17 protein-coding genes are annotated in these 18,354 nt (G+C 54.0%); 10 read left to right on the top strand and 7 right to left on the bottom strand.

The window, feature by feature from the left end; all coding sequences use genetic code 11:
* The first annotated feature begins 42 nt into the window (after positions 1 to 42).
* Entirely contained in the window at positions 43 to 834 is a 792-nt protein-coding gene (locus tag LEPIL_RS13060) for an SDR family NAD(P)-dependent oxidoreductase (RefSeq protein ID WP_002773009.1), read from the top strand.
* 119 nt (positions 835 to 953) lie between these two features.
* On the opposite strand, the gene LEPIL_RS22185 is transcribed toward LEPIL_RS13060, so the two are convergent.
* From LEPIL_RS22185 to LEPIL_RS13040, 4 genes are all read right to left on the bottom strand, one after another.
* Positions 954 to 1,505, bottom strand: a complete 552-nt coding sequence (locus tag LEPIL_RS22185) for a Fur family transcriptional regulator (protein WP_002773008.1) — start codon at positions 1,503 to 1,505, stop codon at positions 954 to 956.
* A gap of 91 nt (positions 1,506 to 1,596) precedes the next feature.
* Positions 1,597 to 2,754, bottom strand: coding sequence for an O-antigen ligase family protein (locus tag LEPIL_RS23500; protein WP_143464835.1), 1,158 nt, complete (start codon positions 2,752 to 2,754; stop codon positions 1,597 to 1,599).
* A 767-nt stretch (positions 2,755 to 3,521) separates the two neighbouring features.
* Positions 3,522 to 4,592, bottom strand: a complete 1,071-nt coding sequence (locus tag LEPIL_RS13045; protein WP_143464836.1) for a hypothetical protein — start codon at positions 4,590 to 4,592, stop codon at positions 3,522 to 3,524.
* Positions 4,593 to 5,131: 539 nt separating this feature from the next.
* Positions 5,132 to 6,703, bottom strand: a complete 1,572-nt coding sequence (locus LEPIL_RS13040; protein ID WP_143464837.1) for a hypothetical protein — start codon at positions 6,701 to 6,703, stop codon at positions 5,132 to 5,134.
* 505 nt (positions 6,704 to 7,208) lie between these two features.
* Here LEPIL_RS13040 and LEPIL_RS13035 point away from each other — a divergent pair.
* The 3 genes from LEPIL_RS13035 (at position 7,209) to LEPIL_RS13025 (ending at position 9,613) form a co-directional block, all read left to right on the top strand.
* Positions 7,209 to 8,423 (top strand): aspartate kinase, encoded by a 1,215-nt coding sequence (locus tag LEPIL_RS13035; protein ID WP_002773003.1) that lies wholly within the window; start codon positions 7,209 to 7,211, stop codon positions 8,421 to 8,423.
* A complete protein-coding gene (gene murI, locus LEPIL_RS13030) occupies positions 8,420 to 9,301 on the top strand; it encodes a glutamate racemase (protein WP_002773002.1) in 882 nt (293 codons plus the stop codon). Before LEPIL_RS13035 ends, murI begins: the two co-directional genes overlap by 4 nt.
* A 102-nt stretch (positions 9,302 to 9,403) precedes the next feature.
* Positions 9,404 to 9,613, top strand: a complete 210-nt coding sequence (locus LEPIL_RS13025) for a type II toxin-antitoxin system VapB family antitoxin (protein ID WP_002773001.1) — start codon at positions 9,404 to 9,406, stop codon at positions 9,611 to 9,613.
* Here LEPIL_RS13025 and LEPIL_RS13020 read toward each other — a convergent pair whose 3' ends face one another.
* A complete protein-coding gene (locus LEPIL_RS13020) occupies positions 9,614 to 10,006 on the bottom strand; it encodes an HIT family protein (RefSeq protein ID WP_002773000.1) in 393 nt (130 codons plus the stop codon).
* Positions 10,007 to 10,042: 36 nt separating this feature from the next.
* A complete protein-coding gene (locus LEPIL_RS13015; RefSeq protein ID WP_052608322.1) occupies positions 10,043 to 11,122 on the bottom strand; it encodes a sensor domain-containing diguanylate cyclase in 1,080 nt (359 codons plus the stop codon).
* 150 nt (positions 11,123 to 11,272) lie between these two features.
* Here LEPIL_RS13015 and lexA point away from each other — a divergent pair, with 150 nt between their 5' ends.
* The 4 genes from lexA to LEPIL_RS12995 all read left to right on the top strand — a co-directional run bounded on the left by lexA (position 11,273) and on the right by LEPIL_RS12995 (position 15,817).
* Positions 11,273 to 11,893: a transcriptional repressor LexA gene (gene lexA / locus LEPIL_RS13010; protein WP_002772998.1), complete on the top strand. Its 621-nt coding sequence runs from the start codon at positions 11,273 to 11,275 to the stop codon at positions 11,891 to 11,893.
* A 97-nt stretch (positions 11,894 to 11,990) separates the two neighbouring features.
* Positions 11,991 to 13,223 (top strand): serine hydrolase domain-containing protein, encoded by a 1,233-nt coding sequence (locus LEPIL_RS13005; protein ID WP_002772997.1) that lies wholly within the window; start codon positions 11,991 to 11,993, stop codon positions 13,221 to 13,223.
* Positions 13,224 to 13,317: 94 nt separating this feature from the next.
* On the top strand, positions 13,318 to 14,145 hold the full coding sequence (locus tag LEPIL_RS13000) for an aminoglycoside phosphotransferase family protein (RefSeq protein ID WP_002772996.1): 828 nt from the start codon (positions 13,318 to 13,320) through the stop codon (positions 14,143 to 14,145).
* Between the two features lies 1 nt (position 14,146).
* Positions 14,147 to 15,817, top strand: a complete 1,671-nt coding sequence (locus tag LEPIL_RS12995) for a glycerol-3-phosphate dehydrogenase/oxidase (RefSeq protein ID WP_002772995.1) — start codon at positions 14,147 to 14,149, stop codon at positions 15,815 to 15,817.
* 39 nt (positions 15,818 to 15,856) lie between these two features.
* Here LEPIL_RS12995 and LEPIL_RS12990 read toward each other — a convergent pair whose 3' ends face one another.
* Positions 15,857 to 16,462 (bottom strand): TetR/AcrR family transcriptional regulator, encoded by a 606-nt coding sequence (locus tag LEPIL_RS12990; RefSeq protein ID WP_002772994.1) that lies wholly within the window; start codon positions 16,460 to 16,462, stop codon positions 15,857 to 15,859.
* Between the two features lie 112 nt (positions 16,463 to 16,574).
* On the opposite strand from LEPIL_RS12990, the gene LEPIL_RS12985 reads away from it, so the two are divergent.
* Together LEPIL_RS12985 and LEPIL_RS12980 are read left to right on the top strand one after the other, a co-directional pair.
* Positions 16,575 to 17,126: a dihydrofolate reductase family protein gene (locus LEPIL_RS12985; RefSeq protein ID WP_002772993.1), complete on the top strand. Its 552-nt coding sequence runs from the start codon at positions 16,575 to 16,577 to the stop codon at positions 17,124 to 17,126.
* Positions 17,127 to 17,260: 134 nt separating this feature from the next.
* On the top strand, positions 17,261 to 18,325 hold the full coding sequence (locus tag LEPIL_RS12980; RefSeq protein WP_002772992.1) for a quinone-dependent dihydroorotate dehydrogenase: 1,065 nt from the start codon (positions 17,261 to 17,263) through the stop codon (positions 18,323 to 18,325).
* Positions 18,326 to 18,354: the final 29 nt, after the last annotated feature.

The raw sequence follows: 18,354 nt of genomic DNA, 5'->3' as shown, positions 1-18,354 counted from the left end.
TTTACGGCATTGACTTCTGGATCCGGCGCGAAAAGTAAAGATATGCAGATCAAAGGACGCCTTGCAGTCATTACAGGAGCTTCATCGGGCATTGGTGAGGCGCTGGCGCATGAACTCAGTCGTGCCGGCATGACCTGTGTGTTGCTTGCCCGTCGGGCCGATGAGCTACAGCGCGTAGCCGATGCGGTGGAATCGGCCTGCGGTCGGCGTCCCATTACAGTTGTCTGTGATGTAACTGATCCGACGTCTCTTCAGCAGGCTACCGTTGCTCTCAGAGAAGTGCTGGATCACGGACTGCATCTGCTCGTTCTGAACGCCGGTATGACCATGCATGGCCGTTTTGACGCCTCAACTGGCGATGCATTACGGCGCATTATGGAGCTGAATTTCTTCGGTGCCGTTGAAACGGTGCGCGCCTTTCTACCCTTTCTGAAAAAGGCCGATGCCGAGAAAAAGATCGTTCTTATCTCGACCCCTTCGGGGTTGTATGGCATCAGCGAGCGTTTCGGTTACAGCGCCAGCAAGGCCGCGGCACAGGCCTTTGTAGAGAGCATCGCTCACGAACTGCGCGATGACGCCATTACAACAGCTATCTTCTACCCCGGGTATGTAGCCACATCGCTGCGCACATCGGGCATCGGCGCCGACGGTCGGCCGATTCAAGAAGAGCAGGCTTCGAACGCGAAAACCCCCGAAGCGGTGGCACGCATCTTTCGCAAGGCCATCGAATCAGACCGCCGCTGCGTCTTCACGAACTTCACGGGAAGGTTTATCTATCTGGCCAGGGTTCTCGCTCCGGGCTTGCTGGACTGGCTCATTCGTAAGAAGCACTGATCGTATTATGGTTGCATACAGGCAGCCCGGCCGAGCATTCAGGCGGCCCGGCACGCTCGATATTGCATTCTGAGGCAGTGCATGAGACACCTGGCGGTGAGGGAGACGAAGCAGGCGTTTCAGCTGGCCGTGCTTTTTAGCGACGGCTGGCCGATCTCGATGCCTGTATTCATGCCCGATTCGCGGGCGCAGCGTTCGCCGTTCTTAACGACGTGATCGGATAGATCGTTCTGGATCTGAACATGGGTTTCGCGGTGCGGAAAACGCCCGCGAAGGACGAGCGTCGTTTCAAGAATCTGAGCATCGCCCATATTCAGTCGATCCAGTTCAGGAACGGGAATAATGCAGAGCGGAATATCGAAGATTCGACCCGTATCGATGTCGACAAAATGATGATGCGGGATGGTGTTGGAATCGTAGTAGATGCGGTCAGACGAGAAGATCAGCTCGCGCACGACTTTCTTGTCGACAAAAAGCTTCAGCGTGTTGTAAACCGTCGCCTGGCTTACCTGTTCGTATTCGGCATTCAGCAGGCTCAGGATTTCGTCGGCAGAAAGATGCTGCGGCTTCTGATACAGGAGATGTGCGATTTCGACTCGCTGTGCCGTCGGGTTAATCCCCTTTTCTTTCAGTAGATCGGTTACTTCTCTCTTGTTTAAACGAAACTTCATGGTTTTCGGTGCGACTCCGGCCGTTATCGAAAGTCTGCCGACGGCAAACCTGCATCTCGTATAGAAAAATCGAGACGAAGCCCAGCGGCAACTAAAAAAGACCCCTCTGCTTTGTTCTTTCTCTGTAAAGGGCCGGCCGTTCGAGCGACTGAAAAAACTTCGTGCTCTCGGGGATCGTGATTTCAGCGCAGAGCCTGCGCGCGTCGAAATCACCGCGAAGGTCCGGGCTGGTACTATGACATCGGATTCTCAGATAGCGGCCTTTCTCTGCGCGGCTCCATACAGAGATTACTTCCGTGTCTTCGCGCAGAGACGTGATTTTTCCGATCTGCAACTCAGAGGGTAGAAGGATGTGGGATTCTCCCTGCATGATAACAAAGCGATCGGGATCGACGTATTCCACGCCCAGCCAGGGGGCTGTCGGAGTGAAGGCCTTCGATGAGACATCGGAGTTATTATCGCCGGTCGGGGCTTCAATCTGTTTGGTAAAGGCCTGATCAGTGGCCCGAAAAAACTCAGAATCCGGAAGCGATCTGTAGCTGAATAACAGCGCAAGAATACAGAGCGGAGTTAGGACCCACCACCGGTTTGCTTCAGGCGATCTGTTCTCCGTTTGATAATGCCACGGAAGGTAGAGAAGCATTGTCCACATCAGCATGACCGGTCGCAAGTAGTTCCATTCCTGGACACTTCCGTATACTATAGCAGAGGCCATACCAGCCGTTATCAGAATGAATGGAGTAGAAGCCAGGTCTGTCGCTATCATGCGTTTGCGGATTTCGTTGGAAAACCCGATCAACAATCCGAAATAGAAAAGGATTCCGAGAAGGCCGTTGCCGACGGCGATTTGAAGCAGCTGATTATGAGAGGAGCCATGCTTGACCGCCTCGGCGGCTGCTCTTAGAAAGAAATTGTTATAGTAGCCGTAGGATTCCGTTCCACCGCCTGTGAGAGGGAACATGGCGAAGATTTTGAATGCAGCGGCAAACTGAGGATAACGAAATTCTGTTCTTCCCTGTTCCGTGAACACGATTAGAATGGGAACGACGAGCTGAAGAAGGAAAGTGCCGACAATGGCGATGTACGGAAGAGCATAAATAAGGCGAGAGGACGATCTGCTGAGAATCCACCCGATGCCGGCAACGAAGAGAAAGGCAGACCAGGAGAAGAGCGCCCCGCGCGCTCCAACGGCGATCAGATAGAACGTCAGAAGAATCGAGGAAAAGATGAAGACGAACCGTTGACGCAAAGGTGTTGCCCCGGTCACTCTTTCATAGAGGAAAAGGCTTGCGAAAGGAAGCGAGGCTATGATGAAGACGGCATGCCAGCTGCGATTCCAGAAAAGAGAATTCGGAGAATGGGTTAGCCATTCGAAGAAATGTTGTCCAAAAGTTATTCGGTGAGGGTGAGTGCGATCGACATAGCCATCGAGAAAAATATGCGCACGGTCAAGCATGTCGGCGAAAAAAGGAAGTTGAATTTCGAATATGCCAATGACAATCGTAAGAGCGAAGGCGCTCGCTATACCCGCGATGACATGTTGATAATAAGGCTTTACTGTAGCAGCAAGAATCGGAATCAAAGCAAGCCAGACTGTCTGCTGTAAAGGATAAAGAGGGCTGTGTTCGTTTGCATTAAGTAGATAGAAGAAGCCGTTCTTATAAAATGATGCAGCTGCGAAAAAAACCGGATGCAGAACAAGTGGAAGGAGCAAGAAAACCAAATAGAGCCCATATAAATGCATAAATCGCCGGCTCAACCTCAGTCCATCCTTGCCTGTGCTCATGATAGTCCAGACAGACGAAAGCAGCGGAAAGAGTTCCATGAAGCGGCCGCCTGGATGGTTCCCGAAGAAAGGAGTGGCGAAGAAAAGAAAAAATGCGCCTTGAGCGGGAAATCTCCATGCAAGCAAGGAAAAGGCTATCAGCCCGGTTGCAATCAGGGCGAATAGCTTAATCGGATAGTATGGCAGAATAGCGGCTGCGAGTATTGCGATTGCCGTTGCACACAATATCTTCATTCGCTGTTCTGCGCCTGCAAGAATTGGTAGACTGGAAACAGATATTTCTGCGTTTCTGCGATCCTCGCTTCAAAAATGGCATCAGATTCGAGTAGTCCCGAATGGAATGTCTGCATACCCTTTGAAAGATCCTGCTCGGCTTTCTGCCGATCCTGGCTGACCGGCATCTGCCTCAATCTGAAACGGGCCTTTTCTTCAAACAGTCTCAGTCGCAGATACATTTTCTGTCGTTTCATTGGAAGCTGAGCCAGCAGCCTGTCTTCTTTCAGGACGGGTATTACTGAAGTCTCGATATAGGCAATGTACTGCCTGTTTTTCAGAGTGGCCGGCGTTGTTTCGTTCAGCCAGCAAAGCCAGAGAATACCGGGAAGCGCTGTCAGTAAAGGCAGCAGCACCGCTTTGAGGATCCGATGAATGTGAATTTGCGAAAGGTTGTGATAAACCAGCAGAGATAGGGGAACAGCAAAAAAAGTGAAGAGATCCCAATCGGCCGGCATACCAATGGCCGCATTCCACAGGAATGCATGCAGTAAAAAGGGCACGGTTGATATCCACAGAAAACGCCGGATCGACGCATCCTGTTTGTCCTGAATTTTTTCCGTTGGATTGGAAAACAATAAGATCAGAAATGTCGGAGTCGCGAAGAGAAGTCCGGCCATCTTGCTCAGATTACGTGGGGAAAGGAGTTTGCCGGCAGGCATCATTCCATCGGTTCCGACATGACTTTCTGCAAAGACGAGACCCGAGTGAGAAGAAAAAAGGAAACCGAGATATACGGCTGAGATAATGCATATACCCGTCAGGCCGGCGACTAACGACAGACGGAGGAAGGTTTTACTCTCGCGATTGGAGATTTGCCAGATGAGATAGATGAGAGCGGGTAGCATTAATCCAGCAAGCAGGTGATGCAGAACAGCGATTGCAGCGGTCGCTGCTGCCGCTACTACCCATAGGTTCCTTGCGCGGCTGGCGCGCTGGTTGATGGCCGTCCAGCCAGAAACGATCGTGGTGAAAATAAGGGCCCGGGCCATTGAGTAACTCTCCACATAACCGGCATAAAGAGCCATGACGGGCGTAAAGAAAAGGATAAGCCATCCGCTCATCCAGTCCTGTCGGTTCTTGAGAAAGAAGATTACAGCGGCGAGATGGACCAATCCTGCAAAATAGCTGTAAAGCCCGATGGCGTTCCGGGCCTCCGTTACCGGCTGGAGCAGGAGGAAGAGTTTGGAACGAACGAAAAGCTCAAGCAGTTCGTCAGGCGTCGTCAGGTAACCGTAGAGTTCCGAAAAAACCGGGATGAATTCAACGAGATGAAGGCTGTCTCCAGGGCCGACGGGCGGCTCTTCCATACGCTGCGCAGGCAGAAGCAACAGCAGAGCAATGGCAGCAACTGCCGGAAGGTAGCGGATCCATGCCTGCCTTTCTGCGACTCTCGGAAAAAAAGCCTGTCCCTTTTTGCTCTGAAATAGCACCCCTATCATGGTCAGCGCAAACGCTATGCTTCCCGTTAGCAGAGGTTTACCGAAGTATATGGTCGTCAGGTATTCTGTATACTGGAAAGTCCATACAGCGACCAGAACAACGATTACCGCGAGAAAAGAACGTTTCATTGCTTTTCTCCGGGAACCGTCTGAAGGAAGTGCATCAGGCCGTAAGGATCATAAGATTTTTCCAGTTCGTCCATACTCATATCGAGGCAGCGTCTGTTCCGATCAGTGGATAGATGCGCGTTCTTCAATCTCTGTAAGTGAATCGGTGAGGAGCGCAGTTTGAATGCCGTGCAGTATGCGTCAAATCCACTCTGGTGCTCCTGAACGCCTCCTGTCGTCGACGCAATGGCAGTTAACAGATCGCCTTTCTGTCTGAAAAGATCGGATTCCCACGGCTGCAATATCGCTAACAGCTCGATACGCTTTAGCGCGCTCGTCGCCGCATTGAGTCTTTCCGCCTGTAAGGGGGAGACCTTTTGATCTGATTGAATTTCGAATAATACAGCCGTATTCTCCTTCCAGAAATGGACGACAGGAGCATGCAGTATGGCCGTAGTCATAAGAAAGAGCAGTGCCAGGGCAACAGGAATTACGATTCTGCCAATGCTGATCGGAGCTTCAGGGAATTGTTTCCAGTACAGAATGACACCTGCAAAGAACAGAAATCCTGTCGCAGGAGATGTCGTGTAAGGTTCGGTAAGGCTGTGGATGACGATAGATGCCATGAGGGCAGCGGACATTGCGCTCGCGGGAGTGTCCTTGATCAGGGAGGACAGCAACGTCCGCAGAAGCAGAAATCCGGAAAGGAGTGAGAATAGCAGTCCACCCCCATAGAGCATCAGTAAGAAATCGTTATGCGGGTGTTGGCCGATAGTATGAGGTTCGCTCTGAATGAGCAGCATATCTGAAGATAGCAAAGCTCTATTCAAATGCCTGAAAAGAAAAAAATGGTGCGGGCCAAAATCTCCAGTTCCAAGCAGCGTTGTGATTCCGGATTGCGTCGTGCCCGATAAGGTCAACTCCCATAGCAGGCGACGTATCTGGATTGAGGGGCTTTCTGAGACGAGAAAAAGATAGTAGAGAGCACCGGCGATGGTCAGGGTTAACCCGACAGGAAGAAGGAAAGGGCGCCACCAGACCGGTAACCGGTGATGCAGGAATTGCATATACAGGAAGATTAATGCTCCCGCCAGGGCGGCAACAAATCCTGTTGCGGCTTCGATTCTAACCATAAGAATCAGAACGGCGATGATGATGAGCGTCCCAATCAGAACGGCTGATAAACAGCGACCGCGCGTGAAACGATAGAGAGCCAGAATCATTACTCCTTCTGCTCCCATTGCCGTTACGTTGCTGTTAATGGCATATAAACCTGGAATAACGATGGAGAATAGAACATGCAAAATCTGCGTGGCGACGACGAGATTGATGAGCCTATCCGTGCCTCTCTCTGAGAGCGTCGAGAGAACCATGGCAGCTAAGACGAATAGCAAAGAGGTGACGATATGATCGACCGTGTTACCCGGAGAATGCCCGTAGAAAAGCGATGGAAGGGCTACGAACGGCATCATCACCAGCGCGGCCAGAATGCGACGATTCAAGCGGATGCTTGTACCCGGCAGCGTCATCAGGATATAGAACAGTACTACAATTCTTCCGTAGGAAGGAGTAAGGAACTGTGTCATCATGGCGTAGCTATAGGGGGGCAGGAGCTGGAGGCAAAGACCGAATACCAGCATTGATTTGATGTCTTTACTCCGTTCTCCATGGACTGTGACAAGAATGGGAATCGTTAGCAGTAACAGGGACTGAAATTGCCTGTAGGCGGTTTGAATCCGGACGTTTGTTTCAAAGGGAACGGCATTCAGCAAATGATCTGCGATCGTAGAAGATATCAGGACGGAAGCTGTGAGGAGAGGGATGGCGTAATCGGACCGGAAAAACTCTGAACGATATCGAAAGACAAGATAGCCCCCGCTGACGAGAACAGGAAGCCAGAAGGAGGATGGGGCGTTCCCGGAGATGGTCAGCGTCAGAAAATGAAATAGAGAGCCAATCAGTATAATGGTCTGGAAAAACAGGAGCCCCTTCCGTCTCATCGTCATGGTGAACAACCTCGGAAAAACGGAAGAGGCGCATACTCTTTTTTGAGAAATGCTTTGCCGCCCGACCGCGTCCGGGAAACTGGGCCCGATGTCTCTCGTCGTTCAAAAGTACGGCGGCACCTCCGTTGGCGATACCGATCGCATCAAACGGGTGGCAAACCGCATCAAGATGTATTACGATCAGGGTCATGACCTTGTCATCGTCGTATCGGCCATGGGCCATACGACCGACCAGCTTGTCGACATGGCAGCTGCCCTGAATCCCAATCCGAAGCCCAGGGAAATGGACGTTCTTCTCTCAACGGGAGAGCAGGTTTCCATCGCTCTGCTTGCCATGGCCCTCGATCATATCGGAGTGCCTGCGATCAGCTTTACGGGCGGTCAGGTACGCATTCTTACCGATAAGAAGCACTCAAAAGCAAGAATTCAAGATATCGATACGACCAGGCTCAAGCAGAGCCTGGGTGAGCGCAAGGTCTGCATCGTCGCCGGCTTTCAGGGCGTCGATGAAGATGAAAATATTACGACGCTCGGCCGCGGTGGCTCCGACCTTTCTGCCGTCGCCCTGGCTGCCGCTCTTGAGGCGAAGGAGTGCGAAATCTATACCGACGTCGACGGCGTCTACACCACCGATCCGAACAAGGTGCCGTCTGCGAAGAAGATCGAGCACATCTGCTATGAAGAGATGCTCGAGCTGGCCCGTCTCGGTGCCGGCGTCTTGCACAGCCGCAGCGTCGAGGTCGCCTCGAAATACGGTGTCGTGATTCATGTTCGTTCAAGCTTTAATAACGTAGAAGGCACGCTTGTCGTGCCGGAGGACAGCATTATGGAAAAAGTCGCCGTTCGCGGAGTGACATTGAAATCCGATGATGCGCGGATTTCCGTACTCGATATTCCCGATCGTCCCGGCCTGGCCGCCGATCTGTTTAACCGCCTTGCCCGCGCCGATATCAACGTCGACATGATCGTGCAGAGCACGGGCAAAGACGGCCGCAACACGATTTCGTTCACCGTACCGGCGACGTCGGTCGGCGTTACCCGTGAGGTCAGCGATTCGTTCCTGAAAGAGATGGGCGGCGGAACGATCGACGTGCAGGAAAACATCGCCACGCTTTCCGCCGTCGGCATCGGCATGAAGTCGCATTCCGGCGTCGCCGGCGCCATGTTCGAAGCGCTTGCGAAGAACAACATCAACATCGAGATGATCAGCACGTCTGAGATCAAGATTACCGTCGTTATCAATAAAGAGGACGGTCGCAAGGCTCTCGAAGCCGTTCACGAAGCCTTCGAACTGGGCAAGTGAACGATACGAACGCGAAAGAGACTCCGGAGTCCGGCCTGAAGCCGGAACCGGACGATGCTCTGAAAAACCGCCCGATCGGAGTCTTTGATTCCGGTATGGGCGGTTTAACCGTTTTACATGAACTGATACAATCTCTGCCCGACGAGCGCTTTATCTATCTGGGCGATACGGCCCGCGTGCCTTACGGTTCCCGCTCTCCCGAAACGATCCGTCGCTACAGCATGGAGGTGGCCTCGTATCTCGTAAAGCAGCAGATCAAGTACCTCGTCATCGCCTGCAACACGTCGACGGCTCATGCCGAGGCTCTGCTAAAAGAGAAGATGCCGGTGCCCGTGCTCGGCGTGATCCGCCCTGGCGTCGAGGCCTTACTGGCCGCCGCCTCAGAGGCCGGCGCCACGGTCGGAGTGCTCGGCACGCGCTCAACGGTGAAGTCGGGCGCTTATGAACGTCTTATTAAAGAACGACGCGACGATCTGAACGTCGTCTCGCAGGCCTGCCCGCTCTTTGTGCCTCTCGTCGAAGAAGGCTGGACGGATAACACCGTAACCGAAGAGGTTATACGGCAGTATATGGACGGCCTTGTAAGCAAAGGCATGAGCGCCGCCGTCCTCGGATGCACTCATTATCCTCTCTTGAAGAAGGCCTTTGCCCGCGTCTATCCGCAGCTGAAGCTTGTGGATTCATCGGTGGAGGTGGCCCGCACCGTCGCCACCGAACTCGATCGTCTTCAGTTGAGACGCGCTCCTCAGGCAAACGGCCGCTCGAAGGTGCGCATCCTGTTAACCGACGTCACCGAACATGTGGCCTTTCTCGAAAAGCTCTTTCTTGGGATCGAGCTGGGAATCGAAGAGGTTCCGATCGACGAGCTGAAAAGCTGAACGGGCCGCACCCTGTAAAGACGGAAAGTCACCATTATTCCTGCAATGAAAAACACTTGCCGGTGTGTATTTGCTGTGCTCTTTTCACACATCGGAGGGGCTATGCGAACCAATATAGATATCGACGACGCTCTGCTGGCCGAAGCTCAGAAACTCTCAGGTAAGGCGACGAAAAAGGCCGTTGTGGAAGAGGGCCTGCTTACACTGATCCGACTCAAACGGCAGGCGAAGATCAGGGCCTATAGAGGAAAGCTGCAATGGACCGGCGATCTCGATAAAATGAGAACAGAAGCCGTCCGAGCAGGGCTTTGACTAAAGCCCCGCCTTAATGCTATCTCGAATGCTCTCGTATTCTTCTTTCGAAAAGGTTAGCCGCTCTTTTGTGAAATCAAGGTCTGCTATGGCATCCAGCGGGATCAGGTGGATATGCACATGCGGCACTTCAAGGCCGACGACGGCCGTTCCGATACGCTTGCAGGGGATGGCCTTTTTTTGAGCGACGGCGATCTTCTTTGCGAATGCATTCAGTCTTGCCAGCGCCTCATCGTCCATGTCGAAGATATAATCGATCTCTTTCTTCGGAATAACGAGCAGATGTCCGCGCTTGACGGGCTTCACGTCAAGAAAGGCAAGATGATCGTCGTCTTCGGCGACGATGTAGGCGGGTAATTCTCGGTTAATAATGCGTGTAAAGATGCTGGCCATAGAGCAAGCCTGGTCGATGACGCATCGCTGTCAATCTCATACGCTCAGCTGGCGGATGCGTTCCGGGCCCGATTCCTGAGCGATCTTTGTCGTCGACTCAAGCTGCAATAGAAGCGAATCGACCGTTGCACCCGATGATGAGGCCGTGATCTGCCCGATCGAGCAGGTAACGGCTTCTCCGCGGCCGGGCATCACAAGCTTCAGCGCACGCAAGCGGCTCTGGCATTCGCGGGCCACGGTCAGCGCTCCGTCGCTATCCTTTTCGGGAAGAACGATGGCCAGATGAAAGGGATCAACCTGAAAGGTCATGCCGCGCGGCCATTTCGGAATATCGGTGATGGCCGGCGTCGTTCTACGCACGATTTCGCGAGCGACCTCGTCTCCGCGCAGACGGCGCAGCTCTATGAGCCCGTCGATCTCGATACAGAGCAGGCTGAGAGGCTTGCGTTGCTGCCTGCATCGGATCAACTCCTGTGAAAGATAGATGCGCAGATACAGCGGATTCGGTATATGCGATGTCGGATCAAGCAGCGTGAGCTTTTCGAGGATCTGATTGAGCTTTGTCGCCTGTGCATGCTTTGATTCAAGCGAGGCCTTTTCGTCGTTAAGCGTCCGCGCAAGCTGTTGCAGCTGTATGCCGTTCATCTCTGATTCGGCGATAGCGGCAAGATCGGCGAGGGCGGAAAGCATACCCGGCTCGACGGAGCGCGGCACCGTATCAAGCACACAGACGGTGCCCACGGGCATGCCGTTCGCGGCGTGGATGGGATGTCCGGCGTACATGCGAATATGGGGATTGCCCGTGACTAACGGATTGTCGTTGAATCGCTGATCGACGGCCGTATCGGGAATAAAGAAGGTTTGATTCTGTAAAATGGCATGCCCGCAAAAAGAGATCTCGCGATTGCTTTCGGTCAGATCCAATCCGACGCGTGCCTTGAACCACTGCCGCTTTTCGTCCACAAGCGTGATCAGCGCCATCGGTGTTCCGAAGATGAACTGCGCCAGTCGGGCGATGCGGTCGAAGCGTTCCTCGGTCGGCGTATCGAGAATGCGCAGATCGCGCAGAGCATCAAGGCGTATCGGTTCATCTGAATGCAGGGCGGGCGTTTGCATGTGTGATTCTTGCCTGCTACAGCGGCACGGGCAAGCTGAATTAAGAAAGCGGTCGGGGGGCGTCAGGGTTTTGCCCGGATTCCCGACATAATTCGCTTCGGGAAGCATTTTTTTGTTGACCGCTCTTTGACGGCTTTCTAAATGTTAAGTATGAAGGACCTTACCGAAAAGCAGCGCGGCATTCTGGAATACATCTATGCCTTTTCTCAGAATCAGGGGTATCCGCCGACGATCCGCGAGATTGCCGATCGGTTTGAGATCACGCCAAAGGGGGCCTACGACCACCTGAAGGCCATCGAGAAAAAAGACTATATTAAGTGCGAGAAGAATCGCAGCCGGGCCATCGAGATCCTGCGTATGCCCGACGGCTCCATGCCCGAGGTCGCCGAATCGGTGATCAAGGTGCCTCTTGTCGGCCGCGTCGCCGCCGGTCTGCCCATCCTGGCCGAAGAGAATATCGAAGAATATCTTACCTTCCCTCGCTCGATGGTCAAAGACCAGACCGATATCTTCGCCCTTCGCGTATCGGGCGATTCCATGATCGAGGCCGGCATCCGGGACGGTGATATTGCCGTGATCAAGAAAGCAAACACAGCCGATAACGGCGAGATCGTCGTCGCCTTAATCGACGACGAGGCGACGCTGAAATACTACTACCGCGAGAAAACACGCATCCGCCTCGAGCCGGCGAACGCCAAATACAGGCCCATCTATACGACGCATGCCATCATCCTTGGTAAGCTGGCCGGGTTATACCGTCAGTTTGCCTGAAGGGGGGGATCGACCGCAATCCAGAAGGCTTCCCTCTTCCAAAAATGCTTGCTGAATGCAGTTCAGAAAGTTTCTGGAGGCCTGTTAGGGGGGAAGCATGACACAGAAAAAGAGAAGCGGCCTGAAATGGATCGCCTCGATACTCGCAGGTCTGCTGGGCGTTCTTGTCCTGGCCGGGTTATTCAACTTCAATAAGCTGCAAAGGCTGCACAAGGCTCTTTCGCTTTTTGATGCGCCGATCATTGCCGAGAATTTCCGGAATCTCGGTACGCTCTTTGAATCAAGGGCCATTCATAAAGGCGAAACCGTCTGGCAGTTCAAAAGAAGCGAAAGGCCTCTACCCGAGACCTACGTCTACAAGGGCGAGACGAGAAAGATCAGCGATTTTCTTGCGCGAACCGAAACGACCGGATTCATCGTCGTGCGCGACGATACGATCCTGTACGAGAAGTATTCTCTGGGCAATACCGAAGAATCAAAGGCCACGTCCTGGTCCGTCGCCAAGTCTTTCGTTTCGGCGTTATTCGGCATCGCTGTTCACGAAGGCCATATCAAGAGCATCGAAGAGAGCGTCACCGACTATGTTCCGGCGCTGGCTCCATCGGGTTATAACGGTGTTCGGCTTAAAGACGTGCTTCAGATGTCTTCGGGCGTGCGCTTCAACGAGGATTACAGCGATCTTACATCCGATATCAATCGCCTGAACTACGTCTTCGCCTTTAATACCCCGCTAGTGGATTTCGTGAATACGCTGAAGCAGGAGCGCCGGCCCGGAACGTATCATAACTATGTGAGTATGGATACGCAGGTGCTCGGCATGGTTATCACCGAGGCGACAGGCCGGCCGCTGACCGAATACCTCGAAGAAAAACTGTGGAAGCCGATGGGTATGGAGTCCGATGCCACCTGGCAGATCGATTCGACGGGAATGGAAGCGGCCTTTATGGGGCTGAACGTCGTGCTGCGCGATTATGCTCGTTTCGGTCGTCTCTATCTACACAGAGGGAACTGGAACGGAACACAGCTTGTGCCCGAACAGTGGGTGAAGGCCTCTATAACGCCCGACGCCCCTCATCTGATGCCGGGCAAGCGAGATACCTCGAAGTTCACGCTCGGCTATGGTTATCAGTGGTGGATTCCCGAGAATGCTAACGGCGATTTCATGGCCATCGGCGTCTACGGGCAGTCTATCTATGTTTCTCCGCGCAACCGCATCGTGATCGCCCGGACGTCCGCCTATGCGGATTATACAGAGAACGGCGGTGCGACGGGAGAGGAGATGGAAATGGAAGAGATCGAGGTCTTCAAGGCCATCGCCGACTCCATCTGATATTTCGCGCTGCGCGTTTCTTCCCGCTTGACCGTAGCCCCCGTGTCGGACATTTCTGTTTTTAGTAAACAGGTGTTCATTCTCTGGAGGGGCTATGGCAGCGGGCAGTCAGATCGCCATCGGGCGATCGGCCGATATTATTGAGCTTCCGGATGAGGGGCGTGTCTTAAAGCTCTTTCATTCGGATTATTCGGCCGAAGAGGTGCGGCGTGAATTCACAAATACAAGCGAGGCCTTCGAGCTGGGCGCGACGACGATGCGCTGCTACGAGTTTGTCGAGCAGGCAGATCGCTGCGGTCTGATCTTTGATCGACTGACCGGTCCTTCGCTGACCAAACTGCCCGACACAAAGCCACTGATGTTCTTTGAGCTGCCGGTTATTCTCGGCCGACTGCATGCATCCATGCACGAGAAGAAAACCGATCGACTGAGAAGCGTGAAGGATGTCGTGCTTGATATGGTCGATAGCGAGCCGCTTGCCTTCCTCTCGCAGGCTCAGAAAGAGGCCGCCCGACGATACGTAAAAGCGTTACCCGAAGGCAGCTCGCTTCTGCATATGGACTATCATCCCGAGAACATCATCGTGACCCCGGAAGGCCCCGTCGTCATCGACTGGATGACGGCGCTTCGCGGAGATCCGGCCGCCGATGTCGCCTACACCTCGCTCATCTCTGTCGAGGCGGAGCTCTGGCCTGGAACTCCGCAGATCAAGGTCTTCCTCTATTCGTTTATTCGCAAATACGTTCTCAAGAAATATCGTAAAACGTATCAGGAAATCACCGGCATGAGCGACGAGGCCATCGACGCCTGGAGGCTTGCGGCGCTGATGCTGCGCATGGGGCAGTGGAACGTGCAGAGCGAACGGCCTCGCCTGCAGAAGATGCTGTTAACCGCTCTGTCGGCGCAGATGCAGGAGGGCTGATATGGATCGATCCCCATTGCAGATGAAACGCCTCGGTACCGTGGGGCGCTATGATGTGCTTGTTATTGGCGGCGGAATCACCGGAGCGGCCGTCGCCTATGAGGCGGCGAGCCGGGGTTATACGGTAGCGCTTGTCGAAAAGTCGGATTTTGGCGGCGCCACGTCGGCGGCCACGGGAAAGCTGATTCACGGCGGGCTTCGTTATCTCAAGAAATTCGACATAGCCCTTGTGCGCGAGGCGCTGCGTGAGCGGCGCATACTTTCTGATATTGCGCCGAATCTTGTGTATCCTTATCCGATGGTTCTGCCGAATCCAGGATTGCTTGAGCGAGTCGGATTGATCGCCTACGATCTGCTTTCGTTTGACAGCGGATGGACGCGGGATCCGAGCAAGAAGATACCGTGGCATAGAATCATCGGCAAGAAGGCTCTTGAGAAGCTCGGGCTTGGTTCGCTTGAGAGAGCCATCTATTTCTATGACTGCATCATGATCAGTCCCGAACGCCTGACGCTCGCCTTTGTGAAGTCGGCCGTCGCCTGCGGGGCGTCTGTTGCGAATTATACAAAAGTGGAGCGACTGATCTTCGACGGCCGGCGCGTCGTTGGGGCAGAGGTGCGCGATCTTCTTGCGTCTGGCAGCGCGGATGCTGAGGACACAGGCGGGCCCGTCTATGAGATCAGAGCCGATGTCGTTGTAAACGCCGCAGGCCCGTGGACGCAGGATCTTTTGAATCGCACAAAAGAAACCGAGACGGCCATGCCGAAGCAACGATCGGAGGGCATCTATCTCATCACGCGAAAGTTATCCGATGTGATGACGCTGTATGTGGAAAAGCATGGCCATTTCAGCTTCGCACCCTGGAGAGGGCATAGCATGATCGGTCCGACTGAGAAATCTTATACCGGGCCGGTTGAAGACTGGAAGCTCACGCGCGAAAGCATCGTCGAATTTCTTGATGCGATTAACAGCTCGGCTCGACTGCCTGAGAAGCTGACGTTAGCCGATGTGAAATTCGCCTATGGCGGATTGCGACCGCTTGTGGAAAGCGAGGGCGACACCTATTCGGCATCCAGAAGAAGCGACCTGCACGATCATGCAAAGGACGGTATCGAGGGTTTGATTACGGCAGCGGGTGGAAAGTACACGACAAGCCGTGATTTTGCGGTGAAGATCTTTAAGGCCATTCAGAAGAAGATCGGCAAGAAGGCCGTTGCGTCGATTTCGGCAAAAGAAGCGCTGTATGCCTGCGACATCGATCGTCTTCCACAGACGGGAGCTCAGGCGAGAGGATTGACCGTGGAACAGGTCATTGAAGAGGCGAAGCGTCGTCACTCTGACTTTGCCGCGAGTACGGTCGACTACCTGATGCGTCATTATGGGACCGACACCGAGACCATCCTTGATCTGGCTCGCTCCAGTCCTGCGTTTGCGCGTGTTCTCGACGCCGATGGCGAGATCATGGCTCAGGTCGTTTTTGCCGTTCGCCATGAGATGGCCTGTTCGCTTGCCGACGTCTTTCTTCGCCGCACCGGACTCGGTACGCTTGGTTATCCGGGCGCAGAGGTCGTGCAGGCCGTCGCCGATATCGTCGCTGCCGAGCTGAGCTGGTCGCCGCACAAGAAGGCCCTTGAGATCGAAGAGATCACACGACGACTTAAGCTTCCGGAATAGAACGAGATAACTTGTAGAAGCCATTCTGGGCGATGGCTTCTACAGCGAGATGGCTTCGATATAGATCTTCAGGGATTCATACAGAGAGCGGAAGATGCGCTTATCACCGAGACCTTTGATGATTCCAAAAAAGCCCTCATGCGCCATGACGATGAACTCGGCGGCCTGCCTCGGCTTCACACCCGGTTTCAGCTGGCCCATCTGCTTTGCCCTTTTGAGCTGCCGTTCCGTTTCGTCGATCCACATCAGTAGAACGCTCTGCAGCTTTTCGTGAAAGACGGTATCGATCGACGACATCTCCTGCATGAGATTATTGAGCGGGCAGCCAAGCGCCAGCCGCTCTTCAGGGGTTTCGTCGATCACCTTTTTCAGCTGAGTGAGAATGGCCTTCGCTGGATGGGCACTGTTCTCTATCGGATGAATCCAGCGATTCATCATCAGCTCGCGGATGGTTTCGTCGACGACGGCGTAGCCGAGCTCCTGTTTATTCTCAAAATGATGAAAGAAGGCGCCTTTAGTCAGGCCGGCCTGCTGCACGATGTCGGCGACGCTTACGCCCTGAAATCCGCGTCTGAAGATTAATTGAAATCCGGCTGCAAGAAGCGCTTCACGCGTTCGTTCGAGGTTTCGTATCGGACCGCCCACAGGGACAGCGACGCAATCCCTCTTCCTGTGAAAAGTATTTTCCGGACCTTATTTTTCTTTACATACCGAGTGGTATGTTGACAATGTTCCAATATGAAAAAAGGAGGAGCATATGCGAAAGCTGAGGGCCTATAATTTCTTATCTCTCGATGGATACTATACCTCGAAGGACGGTGACACCTCATGGCATGTACACGACGCCGAAGAGGCGGCCTACGCCGCGGAATCGCTGTCCGTGCGAGACGTTCTCGTATTCGGCCGTAAGACCTACGAGATGATGGCGTCGTTCTGGCCGACCGAGATGGCGATGAAGCAGATGCCCGATGTGGCGAGAGGCATGAACGATTCAGCGAAGATCGTCTTCTCGAAAACGATGCCTTCTGCTGCCTGGCAGCATACGACAGTGTTGACCGATTTGATCGCAGATATGAAACGCCTCAAGCAGGAAGACGGCGCCGATATGACCGTACTGGGAAGCGGGTCGGTGATTGCACAGCTTGCCGCCGCTCGTCTGATTGATGAGTATCAGTTTATGATCGATCCGGTCGTGCTTGGCACCGGTCGCTCGCCCTTTCAGGGACTGCCCGAGGTCCAGCGACTCAGGCTAACGGAGAGCCGGCAGTTCTCAAGCGGCGTCGTTCTATTGAGTTATCAGTCGACCTGATAGCCTGATCGTAATCGCCGGATCGCAATTGCCGGATTGTAATCCTCTAATCGTGGTCTTCTACTCTGCCGGTCGGCATGCCCCGGCCGTCTCGTTCGGGCTTGCCTCGGCATCTGGAAAAGAAGAATTGACCCATGTTCTATTCCGCTTTGCGTTCCCTGCTGTTTCTGTCTGATCCTGAATCCGCTCATGAGCGTGTGTCGCATTTCATGTCGGCGGCGGTGCGCATTCCCGGAGCGGCTGCGGCGATGCAGGCCGCCTTTCATTATGGCTCTTCGCGTCTCGGTCGTACTGTCTGCGGTTTGCGCTTTGAGAATCCGGTGGGCATGGCTGCCGGATTCGACAAGACGGCAGAGCTGTATCCGTTTCTCGCGCGCATGGGCTTCGGCTTTGTTGAATCGGGCACGTTCACGGCCCTTGCACAGGAAGGGAACCCGAAGCCGCGTATGTTTCGCTTTCCCGATCATGACGCCCTTGTGAATCGCATGGGGTTCAATAATCCAGGAGCGCAGGCCGTCGCCGCGATCCTTGCCCATCAGCCGCGCAGCATCGTTCGCGGCATCAATATCGGCAAGAGCAAGGCAGCTTCCGTCGAAGAGGCTGAAGAGGACTATCTGAAAAGCCTGGCCCTGCTTCTCCCTTATGCCGATTATATTGCCGTCAATGTGAGCTCGCCGAACACGCCGGGCCTTCGTCTTTTACAGGAGGCCTCGAAGATTCACAGTCTGGTCGCCGCCCTGCGTTCGTTTATCGACGAGAATCGCAGGGTTCCGCTTTTTGTGAAGCTCGCTCCCGATCTGAGCGAAGAGGAGCTCAAGGCCTCGATCGAAGCCATCGTCGCCGCTCGTGCGGACGGCCTGATTCTTACGAATACAAGCCTTGATAAAAGCTCCGTGCCCGCAGCCGTCGACGTGCAGGGAGGGTTATCCGGAGCACCCGTGCGACAGCGTTCGACGCAGATCATCCGACGTGCGTTTCAGCTTACAGAGGGCAGAACGCCCATTATCGGCGTCGGTGGCATCTTTTCAGGAGAGGATGCGCTTGAAAAGATCAAAGCGGGCGCCTCTCTTGTTCAGGTGTACACGGGTTACATCTACAGAGGCCCGGGTCTACCGGCGCAGATCTGTCGCTCCATCGATACGTTTCTCGATAAATCTGGTAAGACGCTCGATCAGCTCACCGGTTGCGATGCGACTTGACAGCGCCGCACGGCCATCTTCAATAGAGG

This window comes from Leptonema illini DSM 21528 (assembly GCF_000243335.1).
In the GTDB taxonomy this organism is placed as follows: Bacteria; Spirochaetota; Leptospiria; order Leptospirales; family Leptonemataceae; genus Leptonema; species Leptonema illini.
Note: the sequence above shows the minus strand (reverse complement) of the source record. Positions and strands in the feature narration are given on the sequence as shown.